Annotated in this window: 15 protein-coding genes and 2 pseudogenes; 9 read left to right on the top strand and 8 right to left on the bottom strand. The window is 61.0% G+C overall.

Annotated features, from left to right (window positions below; genetic code table 11):
• Window positions 1-188 precede the first annotated feature (188 nt).
• Window positions 189-851, bottom strand: coding sequence for a fasciclin domain-containing protein (locus tag QM600_RS01265; protein ID WP_283259657.1), 663 nt, complete (start codon window positions 849-851; stop codon window positions 189-191).
• Between the two features lie 112 nt (window positions 852-963).
• Here QM600_RS01265 and QM600_RS29620 point away from each other — a divergent pair, with 112 nt between their 5' ends.
• Window positions 964-1,203, top strand: coding sequence for a DUF3892 domain-containing protein (locus QM600_RS29620; RefSeq protein ID WP_349307233.1), 240 nt, complete (start codon window positions 964-966; stop codon window positions 1,201-1,203).
• A 514-nt stretch (window positions 1,204-1,717) separates the two neighbouring features.
• Here the strand turns inward: QM600_RS29620 and QM600_RS01260 are convergent.
• On the bottom strand, window positions 1,718-2,731 hold the full coding sequence (locus tag QM600_RS01260) for a beta-propeller fold lactonase family protein (RefSeq protein ID WP_283259656.1): 1,014 nt from the start codon (window positions 2,729-2,731) through the stop codon (window positions 1,718-1,720).
• Between the two features lie 662 nt (window positions 2,732-3,393).
• On the bottom strand, window positions 3,394-4,335 hold the full coding sequence (locus tag QM600_RS01255; RefSeq protein WP_283259655.1) for a LysR family transcriptional regulator: 942 nt from the start codon (window positions 4,333-4,335) through the stop codon (window positions 3,394-3,396).
• 75 nt (window positions 4,336-4,410) lie between these two features.
• Here QM600_RS01255 and QM600_RS01250 point away from each other — a divergent pair, with 75 nt between their 5' ends.
• On the top strand, window positions 4,411-5,649 hold the full coding sequence (locus QM600_RS01250) for an MFS transporter (RefSeq protein ID WP_349307232.1): 1,239 nt from the start codon (window positions 4,411-4,413) through the stop codon (window positions 5,647-5,649).
• A gap of 72 nt (window positions 5,650-5,721) precedes the next feature.
• On the top strand, window positions 5,722-5,982 hold the full coding sequence (locus QM600_RS01245; RefSeq protein WP_283259654.1) for an SOUL family heme-binding protein: 261 nt from the start codon (window positions 5,722-5,724) through the stop codon (window positions 5,980-5,982).
• Window positions 5,983-6,272: 290 nt separating this feature from the next.
• Here the strand turns inward: QM600_RS01245 and QM600_RS01240 are convergent.
• Window positions 6,273-6,733, bottom strand: a pseudogene (locus QM600_RS01240) (Hsp20/alpha crystallin family protein).
• 166 nt (window positions 6,734-6,899) lie between these two features.
• Window positions 6,900-7,135, bottom strand: a pseudogene (locus tag QM600_RS29615) (MerR family transcriptional regulator).
• A 112-nt stretch (window positions 7,136-7,247) separates the two neighbouring features.
• Between QM600_RS29615 and QM600_RS01235 the strand changes: the two are divergent.
• From QM600_RS01235 to QM600_RS01220, 4 genes are all read left to right on the top strand, one after another.
• Window positions 7,248-7,400, top strand: a complete 153-nt coding sequence (locus tag QM600_RS01235) for a hypothetical protein (RefSeq protein ID WP_283259653.1) — start codon at window positions 7,248-7,250, stop codon at window positions 7,398-7,400.
• Window positions 7,401-7,485: 85 nt separating this feature from the next.
• Entirely contained in the window at window positions 7,486-7,923 is a 438-nt protein-coding gene (locus QM600_RS01230; RefSeq protein ID WP_283259652.1) for an SRPBCC family protein, read from the top strand.
• Window positions 7,924-8,104: 181 nt separating this feature from the next.
• Window positions 8,105-8,425: a hypothetical protein gene (locus QM600_RS01225; RefSeq protein ID WP_283259651.1), complete on the top strand. Its 321-nt coding sequence runs from the start codon at window positions 8,105-8,107 to the stop codon at window positions 8,423-8,425.
• A complete protein-coding gene (locus tag QM600_RS01220) occupies window positions 8,422-9,642 on the top strand; it encodes a VaFE repeat-containing surface-anchored protein (protein ID WP_283259650.1) in 1,221 nt (406 codons plus the stop codon). The genes QM600_RS01225 and QM600_RS01220 overlap by 4 nt, the downstream gene beginning before the upstream one ends.
• Window positions 9,643-9,911: 269 nt before the next feature.
• Here QM600_RS01220 and QM600_RS01215 read toward each other — a convergent pair whose 3' ends face one another.
• Window positions 9,912-11,054: an alkane 1-monooxygenase gene (locus QM600_RS01215; RefSeq protein ID WP_283259649.1), complete on the bottom strand. Its 1,143-nt coding sequence runs from the start codon at window positions 11,052-11,054 to the stop codon at window positions 9,912-9,914.
• A 459-nt stretch (window positions 11,055-11,513) separates the two neighbouring features.
• Between QM600_RS01215 and QM600_RS01210 the strand changes: the two genes are divergently transcribed.
• Both QM600_RS01210 and QM600_RS01205 read left to right on the top strand, forming a co-directional pair.
• Entirely contained in the window at window positions 11,514-11,699 is a 186-nt protein-coding gene (locus QM600_RS01210; protein WP_283259648.1) for a hypothetical protein, read from the top strand.
• A gap of 425 nt (window positions 11,700-12,124) precedes the next feature.
• The gene (locus QM600_RS01205) at window positions 12,125-12,502 is read left to right on the top strand and encodes a MerR family transcriptional regulator (RefSeq protein WP_283259647.1); all 378 of its coding nucleotides are present in this window, start codon (window positions 12,125-12,127) and stop codon (window positions 12,500-12,502) included.
• Window positions 12,503-12,865: 363 nt separating this feature from the next.
• Here QM600_RS01205 and QM600_RS01195 read toward each other — a convergent pair whose 3' ends face one another.
• On the bottom strand, window positions 12,866-13,465 hold the full coding sequence (locus QM600_RS01195; protein WP_283259645.1) for a hypothetical protein: 600 nt from the start codon (window positions 13,463-13,465) through the stop codon (window positions 12,866-12,868).
• 149 nt (window positions 13,466-13,614) lie between these two features.
• Window positions 13,615-13,779 (bottom strand): nucleotidyltransferase domain-containing protein, encoded by a 165-nt coding sequence (locus tag QM600_RS29740; protein ID WP_502942840.1) that lies wholly within the window; start codon window positions 13,777-13,779, stop codon window positions 13,615-13,617.
• Window positions 13,780-13,846 lie beyond the last annotated feature (67 nt).

Below are 13,846 nucleotides of genomic sequence, written 5' to 3'. Positions count from 1 at the left end.
TGCGGGCTGCGGAAATGTCGGTAGGGCATGCATCAGCCTCATCCGGTGCCTCGTCCGGCTCGTTCACGTCGCCTGACTCGCCCACACGATGTGGCTCGGCCACGAAAGATTGTCTCGTTTCATCGAGTACAACCGTAGCGTGCATATCCGTTTCTTTTCTGACGGCCCGCTTGCTGTCGGGCGGGATGTTACTTCGGCATCAAAACTGAGTCGATGAGGTAAACGGTCGCATTGGCCGTCTTGACTCCGCCGCAGACAACCGTTGCGTCGTTGACCTTGATGTTGTCGCCCGAACCGGTAACGGTGACGGTTCCGCCCTCGGCGGTCGGGTGCGTTCCGTCGATCGCCGAGGGAGCGATCTGTCCGGGAACCACGTGGTAGGTGAGGATCTTCGTCAGCGTGGCGCTGTCCGTCTTGAGGCTGTCGATGGTGGCCGGGTCGATCTTGGCGAACGCCGAATCGATGGGAGCGAAGACGGTGAACTGGCCGCCGTTGAGGGTGTCGACGAGGTTGACGTCGGGATTGAGCTGGCCGGATACCGCGGCGGTCAGGGTGGTGAGCAAGGGGTTGTTCGATGCTGCTGTCGCGACGGGGTCCTGGGCCATTCCACTCACCGAGCCGGCGCCGGTGGGTACGGATGCCGCGTATTCTGCGCAGCCCGCGCCGACCAGATCCGAGGCGGGTGCCATCGCGCTGCTCGGGGTCATCGCCATACTCGAACTTGTCATTGCTGCACTGGACGTGGCGCTCGAAGAGTCATCTTTGTCGGAGGAACAACCGACGACGCCGACGAGTGCAAATGATGCGGCTGCCGTGACTGCCAGAACTCGAGTCGAGGTAGATGCGTTCATGGGTCTGCCTTCCGTAAATGAAGTGCTGGTGTGCACGTCTGTACAAGGCATTCGGAGTGGGTGCGGTGGTGGATGGGTGGAGCTTCGATAATTCTGTCCAGGGTGTTTCGACATGAGAAGGCCCCGAGTAGTGCGGATTCTAAGTAGCGCCGTACTACTGGTGACTAATTGGGCACGAGTAAATCAAGCAGGCGCTCGGCTGGGATCTCATCATCGGTGGAACGCGATCGTTCCAGGTTCGAGCCAGTCGGTCGTTGGCACAGTTGGTCCGGGTCGCGGACGACCCAAATACCTTCGCGCCTATGCGGACGGCGAGTGGAACAATAACCTTCTCAGCCTGCCGACGTACTGACAGATTCGACGCCCGCATCTGCGCGCTCATCACCGTTGTGGAGCATCCGTTCGACACAGGGCGGACGACTCTAATTGCGGGGCCCGTCGACGGCCCCAGTTCGGATCGTCTCAGAAGTAGATACCAAACTAGCGTCTCGCCATTGTGCGTTGCGGCGGCTAATGAGGCGGCTCGTGCATTGAGGTGCAGCGATTCGCACCGGACACCTCGTCGGCTACGCCCGCGTCAGTGTGAAGCGCCGTGTCTGTGCCGGGAGGAATGCGCTGCGTGTTGAGACCAAGGCGTCGAAATAGAGCCGACAGGCGCACATGGATTTTCTTCCGCATCAATTCTCGACAGCAACGCTCTCGTCACGTGCCCGGTGAGCCATCCACGAATTTACTAGCTGGGTCCGGGATTCTGCCGATCTGGTAGTGGCGGCCGGGCCGTATTGATTCTGGTTTTGTGCGTACAGTTCGGTATTCGATTCCCCGATTGCGCTGTCGGCCATGGTGTTCGCGTTGACGGGCGAGCATCACGGCGCAGATGTTGTGCTCCCACGTCCGGTGAGGGTGGTGCTCTGGTCGATCGCGATCACCGACACCGAATTACTTCCCCAGTTGGCGACGTAGGCGCGAGTGCCGTCGGGGGTGATGGCCACCCCGACCGGATATGCGCTGGCCCCGAGCGGTGTGGTGGTGACGGTGCCAGTGGCGGTGTCGATCACCGTCACCGAGTTGCCGTAGTAGTTGGTGACGTAGGCGTGGGTGCCGTCGGGGGTGATCGCTACCCCGACCGGAGATGCGCCTACTCCGAGGGGCGTGGTGGTGAGGGTGATAGTGGCGGTGTCGATCACCGAGATGCCGCCCTTGTTGGTGACGTAGGCGCGTGTGCCGTCGGGGGTGATCGCCACCCCCCACGGTTGCGCGCCGACCACAATGGCGGTGACGTCATGGGTGGCTGTGTCGATCGCCGACACCGAATTGCTGCCCTTGATGGTGACGTAGACGTGGGTGCTATCGGGGGTGATCGCCACCCCCCACGGTTGCGCGCCGACCGCGATGGTGGTGACGTCATGGGTGGCTGTGTCGATCGCCGACACCGAATTGCTGAACTCGTTGGTGACGTAGACGTGGGTGCCGTCGGGGGTTATCGCCACCCCCCACGGTTGCGCGCCGACCGCGATGGTGGTGGTGACGTCATGGGTGGCGGTCTCGATCACCGACACCGAATTTCCGTACTGGTTGGTGACGTAGGCGTGGGTGCTGTCGGGGGTGATCGCTACCCCGACCGGATTCGCGCCGACTCCGATGGTGGTGGTGACGGTATTGGTGGCGGTCTCGATCACCGACACCGAATTTCCGTAGTAGTTGGCGACGTAGACGTGGGTGCCGTCGGGGGTGATCGCCACCCCGTACGGAGACGCGCCGACTGAGATCGTGTTGATGATGGTGCTCCCTTCGGAGGTGCAGTCCACACCCCAGGCAGGTGCGCTTGGCCACAAAAGAGCAAGTTCACTTTGCCACGAAAGGCAAGTGAACTTGGTCACAAAAGGTAGCCGACACAAGGAACGGACGAGCAACCGGGTAGTGCCGAGAGTTGCCTCCTTTGCGTGATCCCCGGCGACGGATAGGGGCGTTCCTGCGAACGGGCAGCAGTAAGAGTTGGGGAACGGTGTCGGCGTTCGAGGGCGCGGCGCAAGTGACTGTTCGGTGATGATCGCGGTGTGGGGCAGGTGAGCTGCTCTGCGCTGGGTGCTGATGCGTTCGATGCCGTGGTTGACGGTGTGTCCCGGAATGCTCTGCGGCGTCGATCATCACTGGGCCGCGTGCCGAAAATCGGATCATTGGCAGCGGAAAGGACGACCTCTAGCTCGACCGGAGGAGCAGTGAGGAGTGCATTCTGCACGGTGCCTTGCGCAGGGTAGCCGGCTATGTGAAGCGGAAGTTGACTCTCTGGCCACGACATGAACAGAAAAAACGCACCGATGCGCTGGTTCGTTGAAGCCTGCAGACCCCGACGGCCACACAAAACAGGGGACCGACGGAGCTGATAAGACGCTGCTGGCAATTTCAACTACGCTTACATTTTGACTGTACATGTAACTGTTGCGAGCCGCAGGGCTCTATTACGGTTCCGTATGGAGAGTGAAATATTTCAGTGTGTCGCCTGCAGGACGGCACCGACGATGCTCGACTTTACGTAAGGGATTCAGCTTCCGAGTGCTGGTCCTGCGCTCGGCGGCCTTCCTTGGGCGTTGTAGATGGTTCCGGAACTAGTGTCGGTTTCGGCTGTGAGTTCGAGAAACGCGCGAGCTGCCGGGTTGGTGGGGGATGCGGTTCTGCTGATCAACGCGAGTTCTCTGCTGGGGTTGCCGGGCCGTAAAGAAAGCTGATGCATTCCGTTTCGATGCGCGACGGGCTCGGGAACTACTGCCACTCCGAGTCCGTGGCTGACGAGAGCGAGGGCGAGATCCATCTCGCTGGTGCGAAAGGCGACCTTGCGAGAGATCCCGGAGTTGGTAAAAAGCTCCGCGACAACAGTTTCCAATCCCAGGCCTGCCTTGAAATCGACGAACGAATATTCGTGCAATTCCATGATTTCGACCGTGCTCCTCGACGCGAGAGGATGATCGTCACTCACCACGAGAACGAGTCGTTCAGCGTAATTTCTCAACGCAACGAACTCCGAGGGCAGGGCGGTGGAGTCCATTGCTACGTAGGCAAGGTCGAGCTGACCGTTTCCTACGCCGGTGAGTAGGTCCGATGAAGGCGCTTCGATGAGTGTGACTTCCACACGCGGATACCTTCGATGGAACTGTGCGAGGACCGCAGGCATGTCCACCACTGTCAGGGTTTGCACTAAGCCGAGGGTGAAACTCCCTGCGACACAGTCGGACAAAGCTTTCAAGGAATTCTGTGCATCGGTGATCTCTCGCAGAATTCTGGATGCGTGTTCATGCAGGACACGGCCGGCGGCTGTCAAGAGGACACTGCGGGTGGTGCGTTCGAACAGCACACATCCGAGGTCGTTCTCCAGCACGCGAATCGAGGCGCTGAGCCCTGACTGTGACACATGGAGGGTCTCGGCCGCGCGCGTGAAGTGTCCGAGTTCGGCGACCGCGACGAAGTGAGCAAGTTTACGAGAATCCATTCAGTGATATTACTTCTCAATATCAAAGAAATAAGTTGTTGGACAGCATGATGTGTTTCGGTTCACGATTGGCTCATGAAAATCCGCGAACCTGGCAGCCGCCTCCGCTCTCACGCAGCACAATCTGCGCAGGGTCGGATGGATCCGAAGCTGGTAGTGGTGATGGCTCTGGCATCGGGCCTGGTTGTCGCCAACAGTTACTATGCGCAACCGTTGGTCGGGTCGATCGCGGCCACCTTCGACGTGTCGAGCACGAGTGTGGGGCTCGTCGTCACGGCCAGCCAGGTGGGATATGCCATCGGCTTGGCGTTGCTGGTGCCCCTGGGTGACCTGCTCGAGCGGCGCCGACTTCTGACGTTCATGCTGCTCGGTACTACCGCGTGCTTGGTGGTGATGGTTATCGCCCCTACTTGGCAAATTCTCGCATCGGCGGCGGTACTGGTGGGGCTGGGTTCAGTGGTGGGGCAGATTCTGGTTCCGTTCGCCGCCGCACTCGCGCACGAGGACGAACGCGGCAAAGTCATCGGGAACGTGATGACCGGCCTTCTGTTGGGCATTCTTCTCTCCCGTGTGATCTCGGGCCTCATCGCCGGAATCGCCGGATGGCGAGCAGTTTTCGTGGTCGCAGCGGTGCTGACTCTGATCACGTGCGGCCTGGTGCGACTGCTGCCGCCATCGCGCCCACAGGCGTCGATACCGTACCGCCAACTACTGGCATCGGTCATGGTCCTGGTACGTGAGGAATCCGTTCTGCGATCACGCATCTGGTTCGGAATGCTCACCTACGCATCATTCGGTGTGCTGTGGACCAGCATCGGGTTTCTGCTCGCCGATTCGCCGTACAACTGGTCCGAAACTCGGATCGGCGTATTCACTGTCGTTGGCATCGCGGGCGCCCTCGCTGCTCGCGTCGCCGGGGCTCTGGCAGACCGCGGCTTTGCCAAACTGCAAACCGGCGCATTCGTTGCACTGACCGCGCTCAGTTTTCTACCCCTGGCGATGGGCCAACGCCATGTGTGGCTGTTGGCACTCGGGGTCGCATTACTCGATCTCGGTGTTCAGGGCACCCACATCAGCAACCAGAGCATCTTCTATCCACTGCGCCCCGACGCACGGAGTCGACTCAATACGGCGTACATGACGGCGTACTTCACCGCAGGATCGATCGGCAGCGTCCTCTCCGCCCTCGTGTATGCCCACCTGGGTTGGAATGGTGTGTGTCTACTCGGCGCACTGTTTCCCGCGACGGCCACCATCGCGTGGTGCTCGGAATATCGACGCGACCGAACACGACCGCAACGAGTGCGGCCGTAGACCTCCCGCGTGAGTCGACTGCAAATCAGGAATCATAGGTTCCCGACCGATACCTCAGGGATGTCGTGCGTCATGTGGTCGTGGGGAACGCGGAAGCGGACCGGCGGACATGCTCGACTTGTGGAGGTCCCCGGCGAGACGGTGGTGGCGCTGCGTTTTTCCGGTGATCGCAGCCGCGGAGCGGTCGCTGCGCGTGTCGCAGAGTTGTTGTGGGTGTTGGAGAACACCGGGTGGGTTCCGAACGGTGAACCGTCGCCTGGTCCAATGATCCACCTCCTTACGATGCCGTCCCGTCGTCGTACGGAGGTGGTGGTCTCGGTCGCGGCTCGTTGATCCGCAGGTAGTGACCCACATCGGAAGTTATGTGGTTGGGGCGGTGATGGCGATCAACACGCAGTATTCCCACACGGTTCCCGCACATGTCGCTGACAACGGGAATGGTCACGCCAGATACTGGCTGCAGTAGAGCTTCTCGCACAGGATCTGGCATCGGCTATCTGTTGTGCGGCTTTGACGGTAACTACGCCTGACGGTAGAGGGTCGGACAGCAGGTGGGGTGATGCCCGATTCCCTACACAGGGTTTTCGGGCATCACCCCATCATGGGTGTGCGCGGGGCTTGGGTCAGGCTTCGATCTGTACCGGCTGGGTCGCCTGATCAGTGCCGGCGCGGGAGGGTGGCCCGGAAGAGATTTCGATGCGGCGTGGTTTCGCTTTTTCCGCGATCGGCAAGCTGACCGTCAGGACACCGTTGTCATAGGACGCGGCGATACGTTCCAAGTCGATGTCGTCGCTGATGGAGAGTCGGCGTCGGTAGGTGCCAGCGAATCGTTCACCTGCCAGCCAGCTCACACCGTCCTCGGAGGGGGCGCTGCGGTGCGCGGTCAACGTCAACGTGGATCAGTCGAGATGCACGACGACTGATCCGGGGTCGACCCCGGGCAGGTCGGCGTGCAGGACGTAATGGTCGTCGACTTTGTAGAGGTCCATCGGCATGAATCGTGGACTGCGGCTGCTGCCGGAACCTGCGGCGAGCAAAGATTGAGTGATCGAGTCGATGCGGTGAAAGGATCGAAACGAAGCACAGCAACACACCTCCCATGTCGCGAAAAAGAAAGGTCCCGCCACCGCGGCGGACGACCGAACATACTGTGCAAGAACATGTTAAACAATAAGTCTGGCACTCGGCAACATCGAGTGCCAGAATTTTTTCCGAGGGACGGTGAACGGATGCAGTGCTGTGTGTCGGGTCTATTCGGGCGGAGCGCCGGGCCCGTCGTCCAAGGTTCGGGTGTGGTGGAGTTCGGCGTTGGTACGGCGAGTTGATTTTCGAGGATGATGATCCGGCACGCCGACTCCAGGGCTGTGCCTTGCGCGACGAGTTCGTGGGCGCGGGGCGCGGGGCGAAGTTAGTAGCGGGAGTAGCGGCGATGCCCGCCGCCGGACTGCTGCGGGGTAAGAAGTTTCGCAGCGTCGAGACTACGCATTGTCGTTGCTCAATAACCGTGCGGGCAGGACGCACGTACATCGAAAAGTTGACACATCAGTTCTTTTGAAGGATGTTGCGGTTGGAAGTCATTGAGGTGTAAAGATGTAAACATGTTGGCACTCATAGGATTTCTGCTCATTGTCTGGCTGGTGTTCGTAGTGTTGGGGTTCGCCGTCAAGGGTTTGCTGTGGTTGGCGATCATCGGGGTCATTCTGTTTGTCGCGACTGCGGTATGGGGATGGCTCAAGCGCAAGGCCACGTAGTTTTCACCTGTGTACAGGCTCTGCAGCACGGATAGGTGATATCTGATCTGCGGTGCCGAGAGGTTCCACTGGAAAGGCATGCAACATGGTCGACGTCACCCGAAAGTTTACCGCCGAGGTACCGATCGAGAAGGCTGCCGAGTTCCTCCGCGACTTTGCCAACGCCCCCTCGTGGGATCCGGGAACCCAGACTTGCCGGCAGATCTCCGATGGCCCTATCTCAATCGGAACCCAGTGGCACAACGTGTCCACGCTGTTCGGCATCACTACCGAACTGACATACACACTGGTAGCCGACGAGCCGACTGACGTTGTGTTCGAAGGAAAGAACAAGACTGCGAGCAGCGTCGATGACATCACACTGACCTCGCTGGGCCCGAACTCGACCGAGATCGACTACCACGCACACGTCGAGTTCAACGGCGCTGCGAAGATCGCCTCCCCCCTCCTGAAAGCGGGATTCGAGACCAAGGTTGCCCCCGAGACCGTGAAGAAAATGACGGAGGCACTGGAAGGACTCTGAACGAGCACCAGCTGGCTGCAGCGGTGACACGCCAGTATGTTGCCCGGTGTTCTTGCTGCGTGAAAGTAGGAACTCATGAGGAGTGGTCCCGTTGATGACGATGTTCGATCGGCCTTGCAGTGGCTAGCCCGGGCATTTCAGACAAGGACCATTTCGACCTACTGGCATTTCTCGTCGTCGATTGAGTGACGACGAGATCAACGAAGGGTTCACGATCCCGCAGGGCGACACTTACCTGAACAACAGCGAGCTCGAAGGATCGATCGCGTCGTTCGGTTCGGTCTCTTCGGGAAATCAGAACGGATACCCGGTACTGCACCAGGCAGCGGGCGAGGCCGACTACACCGTCCCCCGGGTCGACGGTGTCCCTGTCCGGATTCTCGCTGACCAATTCACCGGGCCCGGGGGTTCGACGTCGTCAACCGCGACGACTCCAACTCGATCGCGGCGGACTCCCCGGAGGCGCATGCTGTCGTCAAACTTGTCGACATCGACGGTTTGACAGGCTCTGCACGTGGTGGCGGATCGGGCAACGCGGCCGGTCGTGACTTCCTCCGCGTCACGAACCCGAGCACTGGCATTCTCGATCTGAAGACGGTCCCGCTCGCGGGTTCCGATGTCAGTAACTACAAGACTGCCCAGTCGTCCGTGGCAGCGTACGTCCCAGATTTTAATACGCGCGTGGCACAGACGAACACGTGCTTGGCGTCGATGTGCGAGCCGGGCCTCGGACTGACGAACCCGGTCAAGGTCGACGATCAGGGTGGCATGGTCTACGTCGCGGACTTCGCGGCGGATCGCCCCAACGTGGTCGACTACGCCGATATCGCGGGCAAGACCGTCAAGATGGACCGGGCGGGCGGATACAAGCCCAGCGCTGGCGCGCCGCTGGTGGTCCGCGTCGCGGCTGGCACCACTGATCTCGGTCAGCTTCGTTTCGAGGGATGGTCAGCCCAAGCAGATGCACAGCAGTCGCTGGCCCGCTACATCCTGCTCGACCTCTCCGCGGTATCAGGCGATGTCACCATCAACGGGCTCGAACTCGGTGCGATCTGGGCACCGAACGCCAACCTGAACTTCAACTCCGGTATCACCACCAACGGACAGTGGTTCGCCAAGAACGTCACCACCGCCGGTGGCGGGGAAATCCACCATCACACGTTCGGTGGAAAACTTCCCTGCGGGGACGAGTCGACGGTTCCGGGCGACCCGAAGATCGGAACGACCGTCGCAGTCAACGGTTCCGCAGCGAAGGGGCTGCCACTGACCGGCGGCACCGTCATCGATATGGTCGGTTATAAGGGGCTGACCCCGGGCAAGACGTACACGCTGGCCGGTGAGGTTCACACCGCACGCGTAGGTACTGCGACGGGTATCACGGCGACGGCGTCGTTTACCCGGGAAAACACTTCCGGCACAACAGCGGTGACGTTCACGATCACCGCGGACCAGGTTGCCGAGTATGCCGGGCAGGATCTGGTGGTCTTCGAATACCTGACTCTGGACGGGGTGTCGGTTGCCGAGCACACGGATCCGACGGATCAGGGGCAAGCCTTCACCGTCGCCGACGAAGTGGTGCCGGCAGGTCCGGGTGATGCTCAACGTAGTTTCAGCTCTCGTAATGTCGGAGCATTGTCGGGTCATGCACCCACCGTCCGGAAAACCAGTGGCATTCGAATTGCCCCTCTACTGCGTGATTGGTCGCAAACGGTGCGTTGACCCTTATCGACCGAGTTTCGCTTTTCGTCTACGGGCGGCAGCGGTTGCACAAAGGTAGCGCTCGGCGGCGGTGTAGTCGGTGGTCGTGCCGTCCCGATCGGTACTTCGGGTGATCAGTGCGAGGTACCGGCGGCGGATTGCGGCGGAGTCGGGTTGCCCACGGAGAAATTCCACTGCCACGATGCTTTCCGGACTGGGCGGCGTTCCCCTGCGATGCCGCGTGTCGGCGGGAACCGGGCCACCTGCACCCGTCCCGCCGCTGTCGCCGTTCACAGTTGCGCCGTTCGGGTATTGATGCGGGTGAGGTCGTGGTCGTAGTAGTCCAGGACACGGCGGTCCATGAGCCGCCTCCACAACGGCGGTATCCACGCGCACACGATCATCACCGCGTACCCCGCCGGCAGTTGCGGCGCTGTCGCGTGGCCACGCAGCGACTGGTACCGCAGGCGCGGGTTCGCGTGATGGTCGCTGTGGCGTTGGAGTTGGTAGAGGAACAGGTTGCTCACGAGGTGGTCACTGTTCCAACTGTCCTCGGGGCGCACTTTCACGAAGCTGCCGTCGGGTCTGCGGTTGCGCAGCAGTCCGTAGTGTTCGAGGTAGTTCGCGGCCTCGAGGAACGAGATCCCGGCGAAGGCTTGCAGCAGCAGCCATGGGGTGATCTGCCAGCCGAATGCTGCGATCAACGCGCCGAACACGGCGATGCTCATCGCCGAGGTCTGCACGATGGCGTTCGCCGGACTCCAGACCCGTTTTTCACGTCGGTGTAGGCGTGCTTTTTCGATCTGCCAGCCCGACGTCAACCCGCCGATGATACTGCGCGGCAGGAACGCCCAGAACGATTCGCCGAACCGGGCGCTGGCCGGGTCCTGCGGGGTCGCTACCCGGACATGATGGCCGTGGTTGTGTTCGACGAAGAAATGCCCGTAGAGCGATTGAGCAAGGACGATTTTCGCCAACCAACGCTCGACGGTTTCGTTCTTGTGTCCGAGTTCGTGGGCGGCATTGATTCCGACACCGGCGACGACGCCGACGGTCATCGCGAGGGCGATCTTCTCTCCCGTGGCCATGGGGGCGTGTACCCAGCACCAGCATGCGAAGACCAGCCCCACGTACTGTAACGGCGCGAAAAGATAAGTGCACCAACGGTAGTAGCGATCCTTCTGTAGTAGCGGGATTGCGTCGTCGGGTGGGCTCTGACCGTCTTCGCCGGCAATGAGATCGGCGATCGGAATGACCAAAACCAGGATCCAAGCGCCCGTGGCCCAGAACAAACCCAGGTGTAGGTGTTCGACGAGGAACCAGGACAGGAACGGGCTCAGGGGGATTAGCAGTCCCAACGGCCACCAGTAGCGTTTCCGGTCTCGCCAGCGGGGAGAGGTGACTGTCTCGGGTACAGCGGGTGTAGAGGTCATCGAGATAGTCCGAACATGTGCAGCACTGCGGTGGGGCTCCGGTCTTTAGGCGAACATACGACCTGTGTATCCCATTCCGCCGCAATAAGTTACATGTGCACCGAGTCACAGGTGATGAATGGATGCCGGAAATGGCCGCGGGTGTGCATCCTCGGGGCTCTGTCGGCCACCCGGGGGCAGGATGCCTTTGCTCTCTCGATGTCGTCGGGGAGATGTCGAAGGCGTCAATGATGTTGTAGCAGAGGCTCGATCGGAGATAGGGGGTTGTCGAGTTGAGTGCCGGCGCGGACCGCCTCCGTAGTGATCCGTCCGCGTTCGGCCGGCGCACCTGCCTTTCGCGGCGGTGACCGACGTCATAACACACCCCTGGTGGCAGGACGATGCGATCCACCAGGAGTCTGTCGCTCACCACCGCCGTGTGGTATCGGGCGATCAATCCCGCCGAGGGTGCAACGCCTCGTGCATGCTCTCGACCCCATGCGCATGGGTGGAGAGGTCCGCCCGAGCGGACCGCATCACGGCACTGCGACTGCGCGAACCCGACTCCTCCGAGTCCCCATGCGGGTTCGACACGCCGCCGTCGCGCTGTCCTCGGGCGTTGTCGGACTCCTCGCGATCCGACTGCGCACGGAGCAAGGATTCTGATTTCGGGGTATTTCGCATCAGAGCATTATTCCAGAATCAGGCCCGCCGCCGGCGACCTGTCCGGCGCCGCCGCCGGTTTCCGGCACCTACCTCGCGGTATCTGCCCTGCGGGCGTAGCTCTCGAGACCATTGGAAAATTTCTGTAGCGACGGGGGTAGACATTCGCACCGGGCTGTTGTATCTTTTCTCTCGTACCGAAAAGAACGAATCAAGAGGTGCGGGAGAAATGAACTACCCGCAAGCAGTACCGCAGGGCAGGGCAGCGTCGAGGCCGAAAAGTTGTGTTCGAGTGTGTGGCCTCGGCAGCCCCTTGAGAGCGGCTACCGGACAGCGCAATTGAGTCCGGCAGCTCGAAAGAGTGCAGTTGTGTAAGGAAGTTCAACCCAGACCCCCGGCGGCCTTCACGGCGCCGGGGGTCCCGTCCGTTGACCGAAAGAAGACATCCCATTCAGGCAGAAGTACCCGGCAGTGCACTGTCCGGAAAATTCGACGACGAAGACTACCCGGCATACAGCATGGGCCAGGCCGCTGAGCTTCTCGGTGTCCGGCAAGCGTTCCTGCGCAGTCTCGACGCCGCGAAACTTCTCACCCCGCAACGCTCCGGCGGCGGGCATCGCCGCTACTCCCGCTACCAACTCCGTCTCGCTGCCCGCACCCACGAGCTCGTCGCGGACGGTACGGCTCTGGAGTCGGCGTGCCGGATCATCATCCTCGAAGATCAACTCGCCGAAGCTCTCCGTATCAATGCCGAGCTCCAGGGTGACCGGCAGCAGGAGAACGGGGCCGGCGCCGCACCCGAATAGCCCGGTAGTTCGGTGCAAATTACCTTTGGCTGTATCACCCACGGTTTGTGCACGCTCGGGGACGAGAGTTTTCCTCATCGCACAATTCTTCCGAAATCGACGGTCCAGTAAAGTCTTCCTCCAAAATTCTGATCTGCGCCATGCACGTATGAAAATCGGCCGGGTGGCTCTACCGGTTGAGCTGTCGGTACGACGTTGTTCTTCCGACGCCGATGATTTCGGCGATGTGGGTCAGGTGCATTCCGTTTTCCCACATCCGTTGTGCCTGGTTGAGAGTGGCATGGTAACTGAGCTCTGCCCACCGGCGATGCTTCTTGTGCTTGGTTCGCAGACCCGAACACCTTCCTGGCGCTTGGATAACCGCTACGACTGAGAACTTGCGGCCAGCCTGCTGCGTCGATTGGTCAGCCAAGCACCCCGAGCGTGCATCAGCACGCCCAGAGCGAGACCCCACCCGATCTCCGAGAGCATTACGCCCACTCCTGCCTGGCCGGTGGCGTCGGCGCTGGCGTCCACGCTGAACGCGGTTGTGAACCCCGCCGCCGTACCCGCGGCGGCGGCGAGCCCTCCGGCCGTCGCCCAGCGAGAGAGGTGAGCCGCGGCGAGACACACCAGCATCATCGTTACTCCACAGGCGATCACTTGCCAGGTGGGGAACTGGTTCGGTGCCGGTAGTGCGGGGCCGCGGAACTCTCCGTTGTAGTCGGCGGACCAACTCAGCCAACCTGTACAGGACAGGAATCCCAGGGGAAACGCGATCAGACCGGTTGCCCACAGCCCCAACCTGCCAGTGCCCGTATGTGTCTCGGTCGAACTCTCGCTGCCCGGGGTGTGTTGCAGTCCGGCCTGCTCTGCCCGCAAGGCAGCCCGGATGATGCCGGCGCCGATCATGGTGGGTACGCCCACGAAGATGAATACGCTCCAGAGGAACTGTGACCAGGAAAAGTCGAAATCAACATCCATGGCTGGAGTATGCACCTGTACGACACCCGTAGATGGCACGGACGTGACAGACACACAGCGAAGAAGTCGATGGAGTCAACCCTCGAAAAACGACAGGCAATCCCAGATCGCGTCGATGATGGCCTGGTGTCGACATGCGGGTTGAGTATCTACAAAAAAGATTCTCCAAGAACAGCATTGGTGTCGATTGCTCGTAGTCTGGGCCGTTGACTGATCATCAGATCGATATCGCTGTCCGGACCTGTATCTCCGCGTGCAACCGAACCGAAGATATTGACTTCGGACGCCACGTAGCGGCGGCAGGCCGACTCCATCTCCGCTCGCTTCGCACTCAACACGGATCGCAGTTGCCGACTATAGGGCTCTGGCCGCCTGCGACGG

The sequence above is a fragment of the Rhodococcus sp. IEGM 1379 genome, assembly GCF_030056815.1.
Classification (GTDB): Bacteria; Actinomycetota; Actinomycetes; order Mycobacteriales; family Mycobacteriaceae; genus Rhodococcus_F.
The sequence above is the reverse complement of the archived record's forward strand: the minus strand, read 5'-3'. Positions and strand labels throughout refer to the sequence as shown.

Coding starts and splice junctions, on each gene's coding strand:
- QM600_RS01215 (WP_283259649.1), bottom strand. CDS start 11,054: ATGACCTCTACACCCGCTGTACCCGAGACAGTCACCTCTCCCCGCTGG.
- QM600_RS01195 (WP_283259645.1), bottom strand. CDS start 13,465: ATGGATGTTGATTTCGACTTTTCCTGGTCACAGTTCCTCTGGAGCGTA.
- QM600_RS01265 (WP_283259657.1), bottom strand. CDS start 851: ATGAACGCATCTACCTCGACTCGAGTTCTGGCAGTCACGGCAGCCGCA.
- QM600_RS29740 (WP_502942840.1), bottom strand. CDS start 13,779: ATGGAGTCGGCCTGCCGCCGCTACGTGGCGTCCGAAGTCAATATCTTC.
- QM600_RS01250 (WP_349307232.1), top strand. CDS start 4,411: ATGAAAATCCGCGAACCTGGCAGCCGCCTCCGCTCTCACGCAGCACAA.
- QM600_RS01255 (WP_283259655.1), bottom strand. CDS start 4,335: ATGGATTCTCGTAAACTTGCTCACTTCGTCGCGGTCGCCGAACTCGGA.
- QM600_RS01230 (WP_283259652.1), top strand. CDS start 7,486: ATGGTCGACGTCACCCGAAAGTTTACCGCCGAGGTACCGATCGAGAAG.
- QM600_RS29620 (WP_349307233.1), top strand. CDS start 964: ATGAGAAGGCCCCGAGTAGTGCGGATTCTAAGTAGCGCCGTACTACTG.
- QM600_RS01235 (WP_283259653.1), top strand. CDS start 7,248: ATGTTGGCACTCATAGGATTTCTGCTCATTGTCTGGCTGGTGTTCGTA.
- QM600_RS01245 (WP_283259654.1), top strand. CDS start 5,722: ATGTGGTCGTGGGGAACGCGGAAGCGGACCGGCGGACATGCTCGACTT.